This window comes from Winslowiella iniecta, assembly GCF_001267535.1.
Lineage (GTDB): Bacteria > Pseudomonadota > Gammaproteobacteria > Enterobacterales > Enterobacteriaceae > Erwinia > Erwinia iniecta.
Genome location: NZ_JRXE01000027.1, coordinates 51,637 through 68,512, shown reverse-complemented (window position 1 = coordinate 68,512; position 16,876 = coordinate 51,637). Strand labels below are relative to the sequence as shown.

Genomic DNA, 16,876 nt, shown 5'->3' with positions numbered 1-16,876 from the left:
GCCCGTTAACGGGTGACTTTCGAGGTCACAGTAATGACAGCAGAACTCTCCGGCAGCCAGCAAAATCTGTCTGCGCCAAAATTTCCTGAACGCGTCCGCAATGAGCTGCGCTTTCGCAATCTTACCGTACTGCGCAGTGTGCGTATTGCCGGTTGCTTCCAGCGGCTGGTATTTGGCGGTGATGATTTGACAGGCTTTGCCTCACTGGGCTTTGACGATCATATTAAGTTATTTTTCCCGCAGCCCGGCAGCACATTTGCAGCGCCGACAATTACCGACGACGGCATTATTTGGGAAAATGATATTCGCCCCGCCTCGCGCGATTACACGCCGATGTTTGATGCGGCGCGCAATGAGCTGACGCTCGACTTCTATCTTCACCAGTCCGGCGTTGCCAGTGACTGGGCGAACCAGGCACGTCCCGGAGACCGCCTGACCGTCGGTGGACCGCGTGGCTCACTGGTGATACCGGAGGATTATCATTGGCAACTGTATGTCTGTGATGAAACCGGGATGCCTGCCCTGCTGCGTCGGCTGGAAGCATTAAGCCAATCAGCCCCCCCGGTTGAGGTGACGGCGCTGATTTCCGTACAGGATGCCGCAAGCAAGGACTATTTTGCCCATCTTAGCGGTTTCAATCTTGAATGGTTTATTGGCGATCGGCAACAGGCCGTTGCTCAGCGCCTGGCACAACTGACGCTACCAGAACACGATTATTATCTGTGGCTGACCGGTGAAGGTAAAACGGTTAAGGATTACAGCCGCATTTTTGAACAACAGCAGGTTGACGATCGGCTGCTGCGCGCAGTGGCGTACTGGCACAGCAAATAACCGTGGTATCCGGCGCTCAGTTACCCTCTGAGCGCCCGGCTTTTAATAAATTAACCACCAGATCATAACTGTGATTTTGGCGAAAAAGCTCAACGCTGCTGGCTTCAAGCTCCAGTTGAGTCAGAACATGCCGCGTGGTTTTACCCAGTATGGACTGGAAAAAGGCGTCAAAAAGTGGCTGCCCCTCTTTGCCCTGCGTAAGGGCTCGTGCTTCACTATTCACCACATTTTTCAGAATAAATACCCCAGGCATTTTTCCGGTGAATCCGTTTTCTGCCGCAACGCGCTCATACTGATATCTGATGACATCGCTGGCGTAAAACGGCACCGACTTATTCGCCCGCAGAATGTCTTTCAAAATCCATTCATGAGGCCGGTAAATCCCCTGAAAAACTGTCTCTGCAGGTTCAGACTTCAGATGCACGCCGGTAGATATCATTTCGCAATTATCGTCGCCAAAAATAAGGTGGATAAAATTATCCGGACTGTCGATAAAGGCGCGAATCTCTTCCCACGATCTCTGCTGCTTTAACAGGCCAGTAGCACCGCGTCCGCTTAACCCCACCTTTAACATCGTATCCAGCCTGCTACTGAGTGGCTGGGTTAGCCAACGTGCTAACTTCGGGCCAGCATTGACCAGCCCTGCGCCCAGCGACAGCAGACCGCTGGCAAATGACAGCCATCCTGCCACCGTCGAGACACGCGGATCGTGGTTAGCGGTCGCCAGGCTGACAATGCCGGTGATATCGCTCACCAGTGCACTGCTGCCGACAACCAGCGTCATGGTGGAGCTGGCGGCCAGCGCGCTGGTGATACTGCCCACCGCGATTAGCGATGAACCGGCGGTAAAGATGGCGCCGACCAGACCCAGCATGCCCAGGCTAATCCCTGCGATTGCCTGCCAGCTAAAATGCCCGCTCGGATCGCATCGGTTAATCGGATCGCCATCGCAGTAAGCATAAGGATTGATACCACCCGCGTTAAACGGACTTAACCTGTCCGGACAGTTAAAACGCTTAATTCCGGGATTATATGCCCGGTAACCATGACCCAAAGCATAAAAACCGCCAACGGGATCCAGCCGCTGGCCGTTAAAACCGCAATAGTGACTCATCAGCTCTTCCTTAAGAAAACAAGTGACAGGATAACGTGCGAGGGTGAATGCAATGTGCAACAGAATCCAGCGGATTTGCATCAATCATCTGTCAGTAAGATCAGGCTCACAAAGTCATGGCCGCGTAAAAAAAAAGCCTGGAGCAATCCAGGCTTTACCTTTCTTAACTGAGTAACTTACTTCAGACGATAGGCGACAACCGCATCTCCGCCTTTGGTTCCCAGCGAACCGTGACCACCCGCAGCAATCACCACATACTGCTTGTTATCCGCGCCCAGATAGGTAGACGGCGTTGCCTGTCCACCGGCCGGTAACTCGGTTTGCCACAGCAGTTTGCCGCTGTTGATATCGTAAGCACGGAAGAAGTTATCCGCGGTTGCGCCGTGGAACACCACATCACCGGCGGTGACCAGTGGACCACCGTGCGCCACCATTCCCATCGGGAAACCAATCGGGAAGCGACCCGGCAGGAAGGTGGTTTTCAGGTTTTTGGTGGTTCCCACCCGGCGCAGCCATTCGGTTTTACCGGTAGTTAAATCCACACCCACCATACGGCCCCACGGCGGCGCGATACAGGGAATACCGAGGCTTGATGCCATCTGTTGAATATGGATCGCATAGTCGCCGTCGAAGTTTTCATTCCAGTAAGGCGTGCCTTCTTTGGTAAACAGGCGCTTATCGGCAGTTTCTGGGGTGCGTTTAATCAGATTGTACTTGTAAGCCAGACGCACCGGCGAGGCGATCAGAATCTGACGCTGCGGATCAATCGCCACGGAACCCCAGTTAAATACTCCGATGTTACCCGGGAACACAATCGAGCCTTGTTCGGTGGCCGGTGTCCATGGATTACCGTCATAACGCAGTGATTTGAAATCGATACGGCAGGCCATCTGATCAAATGGCGTCAGACCCCACATCGATTTTTCACTCAGTGGTTCCGGAATAAAGTTCAGCTTCGATACCGGCTGCGTTGGGGAGAATTTTTCGCCCGGCACGCCGCCTTTGGTGGAGACATCAACCTGATTAATCGGATAGACCGGCTGACCGGTCAGGCGATTCAGCACAAACAGGTTGCCGGTTTTGGTCGGTAAAATCACCACCGGCTGCTTGCTGCCCTGATAATCAATATCCAGCAGTGAAGGCTGCGACGGATTATCACGATCCCACAGGTCATTTTTTGATGACTGGAAACGCCATTTAAATGCACCGGTGGTTAAGTCCAGCGCCACCAGCGTGTCGCGGAATTTCTCGGTATTACTGTTCGCGTCGCGATTAATCCCCAGCTCATCCGGTGAAGCGTTACCAAATGGCACATACACCAGGCCATTTTTCAGGTCAGCGCTTAAGGTTGCCCAGGCAACCGGCGTGTCCTGTGGATAGCTTTCGCCATTGGCAATCGGCTGCGTATTTTCCGGAGTCGCCGGATCGAAATTCCAGACCAGGCGGCCAGAATTCACATCATAAGCACGGATGACGCCAGACGGGTTACCGCTGTTATACCCGTTATCCATCACCGAGCCGCCGACGATAACCAGATTACCGGCGACGAGTGGCGCGGCGGTCTGCATCAGCGCATGTGGACGGATAGTGCCCATATTGGCCGCTAAATCGACCATACCGTTGTTGCCAAAATCAGCGCAAAGTTTGCCGCTATCAGCGTCCAGCGCGATTAATTTCGCATCCGTGGTGGCATTGAAAATACGCTTGCGGCACATTGCCGGGCTGGCTGCCGTGTCATTTATTTCAGCGGCCGGAGCTTCATAATAGCTGACGCCACGACAGGTCTGATGCTGCTGTAAATAGGAGCGATCTTTCGCCGGCTGATATTTCCATTTCAGCTCACCGGTTTCCGGATTTAACGCATGCACTTCATTGTGCGGGGTGCAGAAATAGACGCTGTTATTCACTTTCAGCGGCGTGGCTTCGAAAGTATATTCGGTTGCATCTTTATCCGCATCGCGAATATCACCGGTGTGATAGGTCCAGGCCACTTCCAGATTGTTCACATTTTCTTTAGTAATCTGGTTCAGCGTGGAAAAACGCAGCCCATTGGTGGTGCCGCCGTAAGCCGTCCAGTCATTTCCCGCCACATCCGTTTCGGTGGTATTGCGCTTAGTGGTGATATCACCGGCTTGTGGATACGGATCGTAAAACATCAGGCCGATCACCAGCGCAATCACCACCGCGACCGTGGTGCCGAGGAAAGGATGGAACTTGCGCGGCGGCGAGACTTTCGCCGCTCTATACAGCGGACGCACCACCCACGGCATTGCCAGCCAGAGTCCAATCAGGCCAATAATATCGCCGCGTGGAATCCACTGCCATTTATCAAATCCCACCTCGTAAAGGGTCCACAACAGGACAATCCACATTAATACGGCGTAAATCGATAAGGCGATTTTTTTATTTCTGAACAAGGTGATTGCCGTTGCCAGCAAGCCAATCGCCATAACCACATAGAACGGCGTGCCGCCAATCAGCAGCAACTGTCCTCCCATGTAAAGCATAGCGATACCAATAATCGCTATAACGATACTCGTTAATTTGTTTAGCATGGTGCTCTCTCAAGGTGAACAAATGGGCAATAATTACCCTTACGAAACATTACATTTCAGAAACACAAATTTAACGAATTACCGACAGGAAAAATACACGATTTAATTTATGTATTTTCAGTGATGATTACTTATTGGTAATATTATTTACGCGCTGGTCGAAACCAACAATTTCAGGCGGCAGCGCCTGGAGAATTCGCTTAGCCTCTTCTGCGGATAAGCGGTAATCAAAGAAGCGTTGATAAAAATCCTGCGTCGCTTTCACCATATCGAGATCGGCAAACAGCTCGGGATGCAGTATGGCAGCAGCCCACTGAATTTGCAGCGCGGCTTCGGTGCCATAACGATCCCACGGAAACACTCCCGCCGGGTTTTGCCATACCTGATGGTTTTGCACCGCTTTCAGGCTGCTGAAAAGCGCAGCATAATCCGAAGTGGCAAGCGTACCCGCGCCCGCACCGATAATAATCACATCCGGTTGCCAGTGCAGCACGCTCTCCGGTGAGATTTCCTTCATATTGCCTGCAATCTGCCCGGCGACATTGCGACCACCGGCCAGCGTTATCCAGCTGTCAATCAAAGTATCACGGCCATCGACTTTTAACGGATGCAGCGACTGAATATGCAATACGCCTGGTCGTTTCCCGGCAGGAAGTTTCGCGGTTCGCGCCTGAATCGCTGCCACCTGCTGATCCAGATAAGCGTTATACGCCCTTGCCCGCTGACGGGCACTGTCGGTTCCCACCACTTCGGCGGTGGTCAGCAGCGAGCGCTTCATGGAAGGAAAATCATCGAACCCCATCACCAGCGTCGGTAAACCGGCCTGGCGATAAGCCGCGGCATCGGCATCTTCTGCGGCGACAAATACCGTATCCACTTGACGTACCAGCAGCGCCTCACTGGAAAAACTGCGGCCATGCACCGACAGCGCCTGGTTAAGCGACGGCTGGATGGTAAACATCCACGGGCGATCTTTGGCATGATTAACAGTAGCCACAATGCGGTCACCGGCACCCAGCGTCATCAGCAGCGAGTGATGCGCGTACCAGCCATCGGCGATACGCCGTGCCTGCGCCGGCACGGTTACAGTGTTTCCGGCGTCATCGCTTACCGTGCGGGCAACAGCCAGCGTTGACGCCACAAGGCTGAATGCCGCCACCAGCGATATCATCAGGTTTTTTATCATTGTGCTCTCAACAGAATTCCGCTGCGCCCGGACACGACCAGACAACCGGATGAACTCTGGCATATCGCTATATATTTATTTATACATCGAGTGCGCAAGCCCTGGCATTACTGGACAAACTATGCCATCACCCTATTCTCAAACGCCCCGATGATTAAGAGCGACACTTACCTTCAGCCGGGGGCGAGGGCCAATGATGTAAAAAACCACTCTAACGAAGTAATTATATGAAATATGAGTATTTATTTGGCAATTTCACTATTAATGGAATTCCTCCTCTCCGAATGGCTGAAAACCGGAGCTGTTTTAGGATCGGAGGCATTCCGGATACGTTCCAGCTTCTGGGAACTTAATCGACGTGATACGTGGGATAATCTATATAACCTGCATCTCGCCCGGTATAAAACGTATCCTTATCAGGAACAACCATGGGCCATCCATTCTTCATGCGTTTAACGAGATCTGGATTGGCTATGAAAGGACGGCCAAATGCAATTAAGTCGGCAAACCCCTCTCTGAGTGCCATTTCTGCACGCGCCTGTGTATAGCTGCCCGCTACGATGAGGGTACCTTCGTAGGCTTTGCGAAACTTTGTCAGGAAGCCAGCAGGAATGGCCTGAGCTCCGAGAGATTCCTGATCGCTCAAATGCACATATGCGAGATGTCGACGACGCAGTTCGATACCTAAAGCTAACCAGGTATCCTGCTCATCATCAAAGCCATGCATATCCTGCAGGCGGCCAAAGGGTGCAATACGGATACCTGTCAGATGACTCCCGATGGCTGCAGAGATAGCATCCACAGTTTCCAGCGTAAACCGCAGACGATTGGCAATATTACCGCCATAACGATCTGTTCTGTCGTTAAGTCCACCATTGATAAATTGCTCGAAGATGTAGCCGTTAGCTGCGTGGATCTCCACACCGTCAAAACCCGCCTCGATGGCATTTTTAGCCGCCCGAACGAAATCCTGTGTCACCCGCGGAACTTCATCCGTTGCTAATGCGCGGGGCTGGCTGTGAAATACGCGTACAGACTGACAGTTATCACCGGGAATGTGAGTGGTGCAGCCTTCTGCAACGCGTGAGACGGAGCTGACCGGGGCCTGCCCATCAGGCTGGTGAGCAACGTGTGAGGAACGTCCTACGTGCCAAAGCTGGATGAATATTTTCCCACCCTGCGCATGTACTGCCTCTGTCACCTTTTTCCAGCCCTCTATCTGCTCGTCAGTGTAAATTCCCGGCGTGTAAGCCTGTCCACGACCTTCCATTGAAACAGGTGAACCTTCGGAAACAATTAAACCTGCTGTTGCGCGCTGGCGATAATAGGTGACCATACTGTCAGTTGGAACAAGGTCATAGGCCCGCGAACGGGTCATTGGTGCCATAACGACACGATTATTGAGCTTTATTGCATTCATTGTATAGATATTCAGTAACTCGCTCATTCTGTCTCCTGAAGCCATTTCATGGTAAAAATCTGTTAGCGACGATCTTATCCTTATTTGAAGCCCATGATTACCTGGGAAAAAAGCCCCTCAGTGTTGAGATAAAGGAACCAATATTTGTGACGGCACAACTCAATGGCGTACAGGAATTTACTGAAGTTGTCAGAAAAGGCAGTTTCGTTGCTGCAGCTGAGGGTTTAGGCGTGACGCGTTCTGCACTCAGTAAAAGCATCAAGCGTCTGGAAATCCGCCTGGGGATTCGCTTACTCAACCGCAGTACGCGAAGCCTGTCGCTGACGCCGGAAGGTGAGATCTATTTCAATCGCTGCACTGCTGCTCTGGATATGATTTCAGATGCTGAAAGCATAATAGAGGCGGGGATAGTGGAGCCGTCTGGACTGATGCGGCTGACGGTTCCCGTGGCCTTTGGGCATCTTTTCATTATGCCCTTACTCAATATCATGGCGTTAAAATACCGGACCCTGAACATCGAAGTTGATTTAAGCGATCGGGTTCGCGACCCGGCGACAGACGGCTTTGACCTGGCGCTGAGGCTTGGCCCCCTGCCTGACTCAGGTGATTTGGTTGCCACCCGCCTGGGCGAGCAAAGGCTTATCATTTGCGCCTCTGAGGGCTATCTGGAACAAGCAGGCACCCCCATTGATCTTCGTCAGCTTTCGTCACACAGATGCATTTCAGGGTTACCATCAGACGGGCAAACTTACTGGCTAATCCGGGGCAAAGAGGGGCACGTTGTAAGACATGCTGTTTCCTCAGCCTACCGTTTTAATAATGGTCAAGCCATGCTGGAAGCGGCTATCGCCGGATGTGGGGTGACGCAACTTCCGGACTGGTTATGCGGTGATGCCATCAATAAGGGGCAGCTTCGTCCAATTCTACCCACATTTCAGGCACCACCCACCCCCATTTCTGCAATGTGGCCCAGGACTCACACGGTCCTTCCTAAAGTAAGAACTTTTATTGAAGAACTGAAAAAAGAGTTACCGGCACGCTTGTCGAACGCGCAGCGTTCATCTGTTGCGCGGTAATAAAGTTTCAATGCCGGATACATCGTCTGTTGAAAGCCAGCCCGGGTTATATTCGCTCCAGCAAATTGACCACTGGTTGTGAGCGTCTTTTTCCATTCCAACCCGGTAATGCGCGCCGTAGATTTTTCGTCCTTCAGAATCATGTGTATGCTCTGCAATAACCCGGCCAATTATCAGAAAGGCTGACTGGCGATCGGGGTGAATACATACCTTTAGTGGTACCCCATAATGCTGCATCCAGGGCCAGGGAAGCCTGAAGGCTTTCATGGCAGCAACAATATTGCGTCTTCCGGCTATATATCCCAGTGGAGTAAAATTACCCGCGGCGTTTTCACTAAAGCATGTGCTGAAAAGCGTGAAGTCTGCCTGGTCCAGTGCCCACGCGTAGCGATACCAGGTGTCGATCACCTCCTGTTCGTCACCCGAAGTACGGTGGTTTTCCGGCACAACATGCCAGGGAGCATCAAGTTCACTGATAATGGCGACGGGAGGAAATCCCTGATGCCAGCCGGACTCTTCAGCCGGTAGCTGCCATCCCGATAACAACTGCCTTGCACCTGAGGTCCAGTTTATCTGGAGGTGAAGGGTATGGATCAAAGGTTGGACTTCATCTGTGCCTGCCCTCATCACGACCGTCCCACCGAACCGTACCTGGTTATGACGTCCGGAACCTGTGCGCGAAGCATGTCCGTGCAGGTATGCACTGGCAACGTAATCTTTATCGTTCCTGCGCTCAACGGTGTTTGTCAGCGTAACGGATAGGTTGTCCAGGTCAGCAAAGTCATTTTGCAAAAAGGCGGTGACATTTTCACGGCCGGAAACGCTTCCACGATGGCTGCTGACTAATCTGACGGAGGGGTCCAGCCACTGGCTATTATCGGAGCAAGCTTTACCGGACCAGGCTTCACAAAAAGTATTCAGGCTCTGCACCGAAGAATGAAATAAACAGTTCATTTTTTACCCTGCATTTATTCAGAAGGAAACTCGGGTAACACAAATTCTGCCATTTCAGCCATCACCTCGGCTGCGGGTCGTGTCAGCGGTTTCAGATTTAACGCAACGTGGTTTACTCCCTGCCGTTCCTGCTCCTTCCATAGCTTTATCAGCGTATTACGGCCGACGGTGATACCATTCATCAATCGGCGAAGCGGCGCGTCAGGGTTAGCATCGAGGTCAAAAAAGGTGGCGTAACCATAAGGTCTGAAACGATTGTCTTCATAGCCGCCACGCCAGAATTCAAGCAATTCCGGAAGCGTTGAGAAGTCACTCAGATGCCATATCCATCCGTCGCTTTCCTCCGCTATCCAGCTCAGGTCCTGTCGTGCACGACCAACCACAATCATCGGAATGCGTGATTTAAATGGTTTAGGAATGAGATCAAGGTTGCCTGAAAGCTTGCCGTAAAACGCCGTTTCTGCTACCGGGAAGGACGTCTCACTGACGGTTTTTATCAGACCAAACGCCTCCCGATAGCGTTCGGCACGGTTATCGTAGTCGGCTCCAAAAGCAGGATATTCAACAGCGCGATCGCCGCTGGACAAGCCCAGCAGAAGGCGCCCACCACTTAGCTGGTCCACAGAGGCTGCCTGTTTGGCCAATATAATCGGGTCCCGCAGGGGTAACACCATACCGGTAGTACCCAGCGTTATGCGTTTAGTTTGAGCGGCAAGAAATCCGAGGTAGACCATAGGATCCAGCATCTGTCCGGTGTCACCAAACCGCGGGTCATAAAAGGGAACATCTCTCATCCAGAGAGCGGAAAAACCAGCGTCATCAGCATATTTTGCCAGCGCCTGATGATCCTGCAGAGTCGGGAAAGGCGAATCCGGATAACCTTCAAGTGGCATAATAAAGCCGAAGGTCAGGCGGCCCGGGCGAAATACGCGCTTATAAGCGCTGTGTGAGTCAAGATCCGGCGGATAAGTAAGTTGGGTCTGTAAATGGGGCATTTTCACTCCTGACGGGCGCGGTCAGCCGCGCCCGTTATTCAGTTCATCATAGATGATTACTTCGCGGCATCCCGCAGAGCCTGCTTCATAAAGACGACAGAGCTCTCAAGAGCCTGTACCGCTTCTGGCTGCAGCGTGGAGAAGAAATGCCATGCGTGAAACATACCTGGCCAGACTTCCAGATTTACGCGAACGCGGTGATCGCCCAGGTGAGTGGCCAGACGCATCGCATCGCTCAGCATCAGTTCGTTTTCACCAATCTGAACCAGCACCGGCGGCAAACCCGTCACGTCGGCAAACACGGGAGATGCCATTGGGTGATTAGGTAACGCATCGCCCAGGAAAGTGCGTGCCAGGAAATCCAGACCGGCCTTGGTGTTCAGCGGATCGAGGCCTTCCCGGTTGGTCATGGATACGCCCGTGTGCTCAAGGTTGGCCCATGGGGAAATAGAAACACCGCCGGCCGGAAGCGGCAGTCCTTTGTTGCGTGCAGCAACCATAACGGTAACCACCATCGCTCCGCCCGCAGACTCGCCCGCCAGTAAGATTTTGCTGGCATCAAATCCCTGTTCAATCAACCACTCATACGCACGAACGGTATCGGTAACGGGCGTGGGGAAAGGATACTCCGGTGCCAGACGGTAATCCGGCATGTAAACCCGTGCGCCCAGCATGCTGGCGTAATTACCACCAATACCGTGATAGCCCGCCGGTTCGCCGACAATATAAGCCCCGCCGTGGATGTAGATAACGATGGCATCAGTTTCAAGTTTGTCAGGCGTCACCAACGTGCCCGGCACGCCCCCCATGTCGACTTCAGTAAAACTGACACCGGAAGGTGCAGGATTTTTAGCAAGCATACGGGTATAGGCGTCACGCACTTCGCTCATAGGCGTTACGGTATCCTCACCCGTAAGGATTGGACCCAGGCCGGCCAGGCTTTCTGACCATTCCTTTACGGCTTGTTTGGTTTGTTGATTCAGCATTTTTATTCCTGTTTGTATTTGCGTTAAAAAATAACAGGAGCCTATAGTATATAAACATTTAGGGAATGTGCTTCCCGTATCAGGGTACGTTAAAGCCCGTATTAAAGGAGATAAATAAATCATGGAGATCAATAGCATCGGTGATATCGCCGCATTCGTCGCGGCTGTAAAAGCCGGGAGTTACACCCACGCAGCGGGTTCCCTCGGGCTCACTCGTTCTGCCATTGGCAAGAGTATTGTCAGGCTCGAAACGCGTATGGGTGTTCGTCTCCTTAACCGCACCACCCGGAGTCTGAGTCTGACTGATGAAGGGAGGGTCATGTTCGACCGTTGCCGACAGATACTGGATGACCTGGAAGAGGTCGATGCCGCCATGGCCATGCGCAGGGGGAAGCCAACGGGGACTCTCCGGCTGAGTGCTCCGCTTTCTTTTGGGCAGCGCCATATCCTTCCCATTCTGGATGTTTATCTGAAAAAGTGGCCGGAACTTCGTGCGGAGGTGTCCTTTAGCGACAGGTTTGTTGATCTTATTGAAGAAGGCTTTGATATTGCCATTCGCATCGGTGAACCCCGCGATGACTCGCGTATGCTTACCCGAACGATTGCTTCGCAGCACATTGTCACTTGTGCATCTCCCGAATATTTGTCCTCACGGGGCGTTCCAGAAACGCCCGCAGACTTAATCAGGCATGACACTATTTTTCTTCTGAGTGCAGAAAAGAGGCGCAGCTGGCGGTTTGCGACTCCGGAAGGTACTTTTGTGTATGAAGGACCCGGGCGGCTAAACCTCGACAGTTCCGAAGCCATGCGGGCATCTGCAATTTCAGGATTTGGTATCGTTCACTTACCGACCTATTTGCTAGGGGAGGATTTGCGTAGCGGTAAATTAATACCCGTGCTTGAGGAGTTTCCTTTCCCTTCGGAACCTATTCGGCTCATTTATCCCAGTAAACGACATTTATCACCGCGAATTCGCGCCTTTATCGACTTACTGGTTGAAAGCTGGGAGCAAGGATTACCCTGGGAATAATGCTCTAATAATAACCTCATTATTTTTAACTTGATCCAGAAAATCTCGATCCAGAAGCGCTGGTCGTTAAAGCTCTAACAATTCAAGCATTATCGCAGGCCGGGGACAGTACAGACCGGCCTGGTACGATTAACGTCATTCTGATTTTTCTCGTTCGTAAGACGAAAAGGACTGCGTAATATGATGGGATATTATGAGAGTCTGATACACCGCGAAATTCGCGCGGTATGAAACAGGATTGTCATTGGAGGACTCTCTCAGGGCAGCGCGTTATCCCTGATGACAGGGAGCCGTTTCAGACATCGTCTGGCCGGTATTTTTGATATGTCTGGCTATTTGCCTCTTGCCTCTGCTTCTTCAACTGAGCAGCATAATACACATCGAATAACACCTGTCTTTATGGCCAGACGACATCGTATTACCCGGGCTGGCAATGACGGCACGGAATACTCTGCAAAATGCAGGGCATGATGCTATATGGAAGACCTATCCTGTTGGACACACAGTAAGTAATGATGAACTCCATGATTTGAGCCTATGGCTAAAGAATGTTTTGGCATAGTCAGATTGCAGTTGTAGTGGTTTACTGAAACTGCCCACAATTGATGCTGACCAAATTCAGTAAACCACTACAAGTGTGTAGAGACCTGTCAGGCGGCGTTAACTTTATGCTAACGCCGACATGACCGACGCGCTATCGACATACTGTTCCATGGTCATAATTTTTCCATCCTCAAGGCGATAAAGGTGCGCAAATGATGCCGTCATCGCCTTGCCGGTTTTTTTATAAACGCCGGAGTAAATCCCAAAAGCAGCAACATAGTTATCGTCTGCAAGAAACGTATGAGTCTTTGCCTGATAGTCTGTCCACTCAGTTGCCAGTCTCTGGAATACGTTAGCGATTATCTCTTCTGCACCGATGTAAGTACCTGCATAGGGGAACCCAGCCGCTTCAGTCCATGTCGCATTGGGGGACAGGACAGCAAGCAGGTTCTTTGCATTTTCTTCTGATGTACCTTCGTACGTCGCGCGTATAATTTCCACATTACTCTTCATTATTCTATCCCCAACTCATTTCGCCCTTGGCGACTTTTGCACCAATTTGTAAAGCGACACTCATGCCAGCTTCAGGATAACGTTTTGTCATGGCTGCAATCAGTTCGTTACTGTCGCCGGCCAGACTAAGCTCGTTCTCAAAAGCCAGAAGATAGTCGCGGGTATAGGTTATTGCTGAAATATCTGTAGCACCCTCAGGTAACATATGCCCTGCGACGACCGTAGTGGGATGTCTGGATGCCATAGTGTCCAGATTTTTTATCCAAAGTGCGCGACCCTCTGGACCCTGAGTGTCGGCGGTCCAAACATGGGCACCAGAGAACACCAGCACCCCGCCAAAAATGGCGTTAAGCGAAGGTACCCAGAGATAACGACGGTTAGCGAGGCCATCAGCATTGATGATTTCGAGGGCGTGGCCTTCGAGAGATAACGCATCCTCGTCAAATACCTCGGGCATAACGATGTCTGACAACGTTTGCGGACCGTTGTCCTGGAGTTGTGGGCCCCACACTGCCAGTTTCTTATCAACACTTTTCTTAATAGCGTCGATTGTCGACGATGCGGCAACGACACGAGCTTCCGGAAAGGCTGCTCTTACCGGACCGAGGCTAAAGTAGTAATCAGGGTCGCTTTGGCTAATATAGATAGTGGTCAGCTTTTTACCTGTTTTGTGGATAGCCTCTGCCAGCAGTCTGCCATCGGTGAGCGTAAAACCACCGTCAATAAGTACGGCTTCCTTATCGCCCGTTATCAGCACTGGCGAGCGATAAAAACCGTGCTCGCCGGCAGGAAAATGTGTCCAACTCAGGGCAATGTCCTTCCCTGCATCAGGGACGTTGGTTTGCAGTGTCATCATATTTTTCGCCTTCTATTAAAGTGGTAATTAGGTGAGAATTGCTATCACCAGACGTTATGAATCCACTAACTGACGTACCCATTCATGAGGGTTTGAAAACAAAACGCTTGAGTTTAGCATCCAGCGCTTTGAGCCGGATTCGGCAATAAAAGTGGGAACACCGCGTGCGCCAAATTCCCGCATTAATCGTTTCGCACGCTCAGTACGAGTATGGTTTGCTTCGAGCAAGTCTGCTGCGGGATCCAACACTTTCTTCGCTGCATTTTCCAGCCCCTGAGAACTTAACACACCCGCAAGAACCGACAATGACGTGACGTCAAGCCCCTCAACATAACGGGCGCGTTGTATTGCTTTCAGCGCTTCAATTTCCCGCGAAGGGTTTGAAAGTGATACTGCAGTAATCGCAAGCGTGGCTGAACCACTGTCAAATTTTTTCTGCTGGCCATGAAGAACTTTTTCGCGATAAATCTCGGAAAAAGGCTGCCCGGTGATATTAGAAATTCGCTGGTCGTTTTCCCACGCAAAAGCAGCAAATTCATTATTCATGGGACGTGCACCGGCATCTGAAAACAGGCCGGTTGGCATGAACTTAAGTTTAATGCCCGGAATGTCATTTAGTTCAGTAAGCACAGGTGACGCGCCGTAGCACCAACCGCAAAGCGGATCGAATAAGTAATTAAGAGTCATGTTCACAGGTGCCCCCTATTTTTAAAAGCAACTCATCATAGAAAACTTTTATTGGATGTTAAATGCATCCATGGTAAACAGCCTGTCACCTTAAAACATACAATTGGAATGCGATAGTGAGAAAACTGGGAAATATCAGACGCCTTGCCTACTTTGTCTCCGTGGTTGAGGCTGGCTCATTTACTGCAGCTGCAGAGCGTTTGGGTATAACTAAAGCGGTAGTAAGTCATCAGGTCGCGCGTCTTGAAGAGGAGTTGAACACGACTCTTCTTATCCGTACTACTCGTACCATTCGCTTAACGGATGCGGGAAAAGTCTTTTATGAGCACTGTGCATCTATTCTACGTGAAACAGAGGAAGCATTTGCAGAGTTAGACGCACTGGTGGCTGAGCCCTCTGGGACATTGAGGCTGACAGCCCCTTTTGACTATGGGATCAGCGTCGTCGTTCCAGCTATCACGGCATTCAGTCAGCGCTATCCAGACTGCAAAGTTGATGCCGTGATAAGTGATAACAAGTTTGATATCGTAGACAAAGATATAGAAATAGCCATCCGTGTGGGCTGGTTAGATGACTCACTGTTGCAGGCAAGGAAAATCGGGCACTTCCGGCAGCTGCTGGTAGCCCCGCGCAATATGCAGCCGCAGGTAGAAAAAATTAATAAACCACAACATATCAAACCACTGCCTTTTATAGCCAATACAGCTCTGCGTAAACCTTCTCAGTGGCATTTCACGCTGAATGGATCGGGTCAACAAAGTGTCAACGTTCAGCCCTCGATATTCATTAATAACACACTGGCGGTCCGTGAAGCGGTGAGAGAAGGTGCAGGCATCTCTGTGTTGCCGGATTACGTTGTCAGTGATGATCTTATTTCTGGCCGCTTAATTCAGGTGCTCCCGGAATGGGAACTACCTTCAGGGGAGATTCATGCAGTTTTTCCCGCATCTCGATTTCGCCCGACAAAGGTACGCTCATTTTTAAACATATTGATGGAAAAAGATAAACAGCGCTGATTGTGCTTATCTTTTGCATGCCAGCTTTGATTCAGGAATACGTAGCATACCGGTCATCGTGGCAATTTCAGCAAACGTAGACGTGTTTTCTTCCACGAAGATGGCAATACCAGGTCATCAAGGCTGAGCGCTCGTAAGGGAGGAGTCTTCCTCAGACGGCGTGGTCGATTTCCGGGAAATTAGCATTCATAATAACATCTTTATTTTCCTTTAATATTGAGTTTACGTTTGAATTTTTCGCATTCAATTTCCGGCCATCATGCATAGATGGGCCAGGATGATTATTTTTTCCGTGTATGTTATTTAGTATTTTATGCTCCAACCCATGATTTTGGCTGCCCCCTTCCCGCGAAATACGCCGATAAAGTAATACACGTACTTAAAACACTGCACAAAAAAAGATAGGCATTCAGAGCTGTTTCCTGTGAGAAATGATCCATCATCACACTCAGCGAAAACGGCAACCAGTTACCCACGTATCCCACAATGTAAAGAAGGTTTATCAGGTGGTGCCGCTGACTCTGTCTGGCGACCACATTAACGATAGTGGCGGCACCGACCAGTATTGCCCCATAGGCGAATCCTTCGAGCATCACGGCTATGAAAAGAAGGAAGGGATCCGTTGTGTATACACTGCAGAGGACGAGCAAAACCGCAGCAAGTTGGGTAACAATTCCGATTTTCAGCGATGAATAATGGTGTTTTTTTCTCATCACTATCTGGGTGATACCTGCAACCAGCAGGAATATCGACAGCGAATAGCTTACCAGCTGCACGCTGGTGACATTGAAGTAGGTGCGGGCGAGGGTGGGCCCCTGGGACATAAATGTGGACGCCATCGCCCATGAAAGAAATATGGCCATGCAGCAGACGATGACGTCCCGGAAAGAGAGCGCCTTATGACCTTGAGCTTTGACATTTTTCCTTTCACCGGTTATGGGCGTACTCTGCCTGTTAATCACCAGACGACTGCCCCTGATCGCAAATACTGAAGCTGTAACCAGAATAAAAAGAATTACGTAGGGAGCCTTAAGTGCATAAAAACCGCGATGCACGATTTCCCCCGTTATTAATGGGCCAATAGCCTGTCCAAGGATCAACGAGGCAGAAGCCG

Annotated in this window: 16 protein-coding genes; 5 read left to right on the top strand and 11 right to left on the bottom strand. The window is 50.9% G+C overall.

Going from position 1 to position 16,876, the window contains the following annotated elements:
* The first annotated feature begins 33 nt into the window (after window positions 1-33).
* The gene (locus NG42_RS17475; protein ID WP_053115711.1) at window positions 34-831 is read left to right on the top strand and encodes a siderophore-interacting protein; all 798 of its coding nucleotides are present in this window, start codon (window positions 34-36) and stop codon (window positions 829-831) included.
* Window positions 832-847: 16 nt separating this feature from the next.
* On the opposite strand, the gene NG42_RS17470 is transcribed toward NG42_RS17475, so the two are convergent.
* The 4 genes from NG42_RS17470 to NG42_RS17455 form a co-directional block, all read right to left on the bottom strand.
* Window positions 848-1,945, bottom strand: a complete 1,098-nt coding sequence (locus NG42_RS17470) for an RHS repeat-associated core domain-containing protein (protein ID WP_052901480.1) — start codon at window positions 1,943-1,945, stop codon at window positions 848-850.
* Window positions 1,946-2,121: 176 nt separating this feature from the next.
* On the bottom strand, window positions 2,122-4,500 hold the full coding sequence (locus NG42_RS17465) for a membrane-bound PQQ-dependent dehydrogenase, glucose/quinate/shikimate family (protein WP_052901477.1): 2,379 nt from the start codon (window positions 4,498-4,500) through the stop codon (window positions 2,122-2,124).
* Window positions 4,501-4,627: 127 nt separating this feature from the next.
* On the bottom strand, window positions 4,628-5,671 hold the full coding sequence (locus NG42_RS17460; protein WP_053115725.1) for an ABC transporter substrate-binding protein: 1,044 nt from the start codon (window positions 5,669-5,671) through the stop codon (window positions 4,628-4,630).
* 364 nt (window positions 5,672-6,035) lie between these two features.
* Window positions 6,036-7,133 (bottom strand): alkene reductase, encoded by a 1,098-nt coding sequence (locus NG42_RS17455; RefSeq protein WP_052901474.1) that lies wholly within the window; start codon window positions 7,131-7,133, stop codon window positions 6,036-6,038.
* A 119-nt stretch (window positions 7,134-7,252) separates the two neighbouring features.
* Here NG42_RS17455 and NG42_RS17450 point away from each other — a divergent pair, with 119 nt between their 5' ends.
* A complete protein-coding gene (locus NG42_RS17450) occupies window positions 7,253-8,182 on the top strand; it encodes a LysR family transcriptional regulator (RefSeq protein WP_052901471.1) in 930 nt (309 codons plus the stop codon).
* On the opposite strand, the gene NG42_RS17445 is transcribed toward NG42_RS17450, so the two are convergent.
* The 3 genes from NG42_RS17445 to NG42_RS17435 are packed head-to-tail and all read right to left on the bottom strand — an operon-like array spanning window position 8,165 to window position 11,117.
* Window positions 8,165-9,136, bottom strand: coding sequence for a nuclear transport factor 2 family protein (locus tag NG42_RS17445; protein ID WP_052901469.1), 972 nt, complete (start codon window positions 9,134-9,136; stop codon window positions 8,165-8,167). The two genes, NG42_RS17450 and NG42_RS17445, sit on opposite strands and share 18 nt — an antisense overlap.
* Window positions 9,137-9,150: 14 nt before the next feature.
* Window positions 9,151-10,131: a TIGR03571 family LLM class oxidoreductase gene (locus NG42_RS17440; protein WP_052901466.1), complete on the bottom strand. Its 981-nt coding sequence runs from the start codon at window positions 10,129-10,131 to the stop codon at window positions 9,151-9,153.
* Between the two features lie 56 nt (window positions 10,132-10,187).
* Window positions 10,188-11,117: an alpha/beta hydrolase gene (locus NG42_RS17435; protein ID WP_052901463.1), complete on the bottom strand. Its 930-nt coding sequence runs from the start codon at window positions 11,115-11,117 to the stop codon at window positions 10,188-10,190.
* Window positions 11,118-11,238: 121 nt separating this feature from the next.
* Here NG42_RS17435 and NG42_RS17430 point away from each other — a divergent pair, with 121 nt between their 5' ends.
* Together NG42_RS17430 and NG42_RS23905 are read left to right on the top strand one after the other, a co-directional pair.
* On the top strand, window positions 11,239-12,147 hold the full coding sequence (locus NG42_RS17430; RefSeq protein WP_052901460.1) for a LysR family transcriptional regulator: 909 nt from the start codon (window positions 11,239-11,241) through the stop codon (window positions 12,145-12,147).
* Window positions 12,148-12,384: 237 nt separating this feature from the next.
* Entirely contained in the window at window positions 12,385-12,618 is a 234-nt protein-coding gene (locus tag NG42_RS23905) for an alpha/beta hydrolase family protein (RefSeq protein WP_420911315.1), read from the top strand.
* 195 nt (window positions 12,619-12,813) lie between these two features.
* On the opposite strand, the gene NG42_RS17425 is transcribed toward NG42_RS23905, so the two are convergent.
* The 3 genes from NG42_RS17425 to NG42_RS17415 are packed head-to-tail and all read right to left on the bottom strand — an operon-like array spanning window position 12,814 to window position 14,746.
* Window positions 12,814-13,203: a nuclear transport factor 2 family protein gene (locus NG42_RS17425; RefSeq protein WP_052901457.1), complete on the bottom strand. Its 390-nt coding sequence runs from the start codon at window positions 13,201-13,203 to the stop codon at window positions 12,814-12,816.
* A gap of 4 nt (window positions 13,204-13,207) precedes the next feature.
* On the bottom strand, window positions 13,208-14,059 hold the full coding sequence (locus tag NG42_RS17420; RefSeq protein ID WP_053115709.1) for an MBL fold metallo-hydrolase: 852 nt from the start codon (window positions 14,057-14,059) through the stop codon (window positions 13,208-13,210).
* A gap of 54 nt (window positions 14,060-14,113) precedes the next feature.
* The gene (locus tag NG42_RS17415) at window positions 14,114-14,746 is read right to left on the bottom strand and encodes a DsbA family protein (RefSeq protein WP_052901454.1); all 633 of its coding nucleotides are present in this window, start codon (window positions 14,744-14,746) and stop codon (window positions 14,114-14,116) included.
* Window positions 14,747-14,862: 116 nt separating this feature from the next.
* Here NG42_RS17415 and NG42_RS17410 point away from each other — a divergent pair, with 116 nt between their 5' ends.
* Window positions 14,863-15,762: a LysR family transcriptional regulator gene (locus NG42_RS17410; protein WP_206541911.1), complete on the top strand. Its 900-nt coding sequence runs from the start codon at window positions 14,863-14,865 to the stop codon at window positions 15,760-15,762.
* 311 nt (window positions 15,763-16,073) lie between these two features.
* Here NG42_RS17410 and NG42_RS17405 read toward each other — a convergent pair whose 3' ends face one another.
* On the bottom strand, window positions 16,074-16,862 hold the full coding sequence (locus NG42_RS17405; protein WP_052901449.1) for an MFS transporter: 789 nt from the start codon (window positions 16,860-16,862) through the stop codon (window positions 16,074-16,076).
* Window positions 16,863-16,876 lie beyond the last annotated feature (14 nt).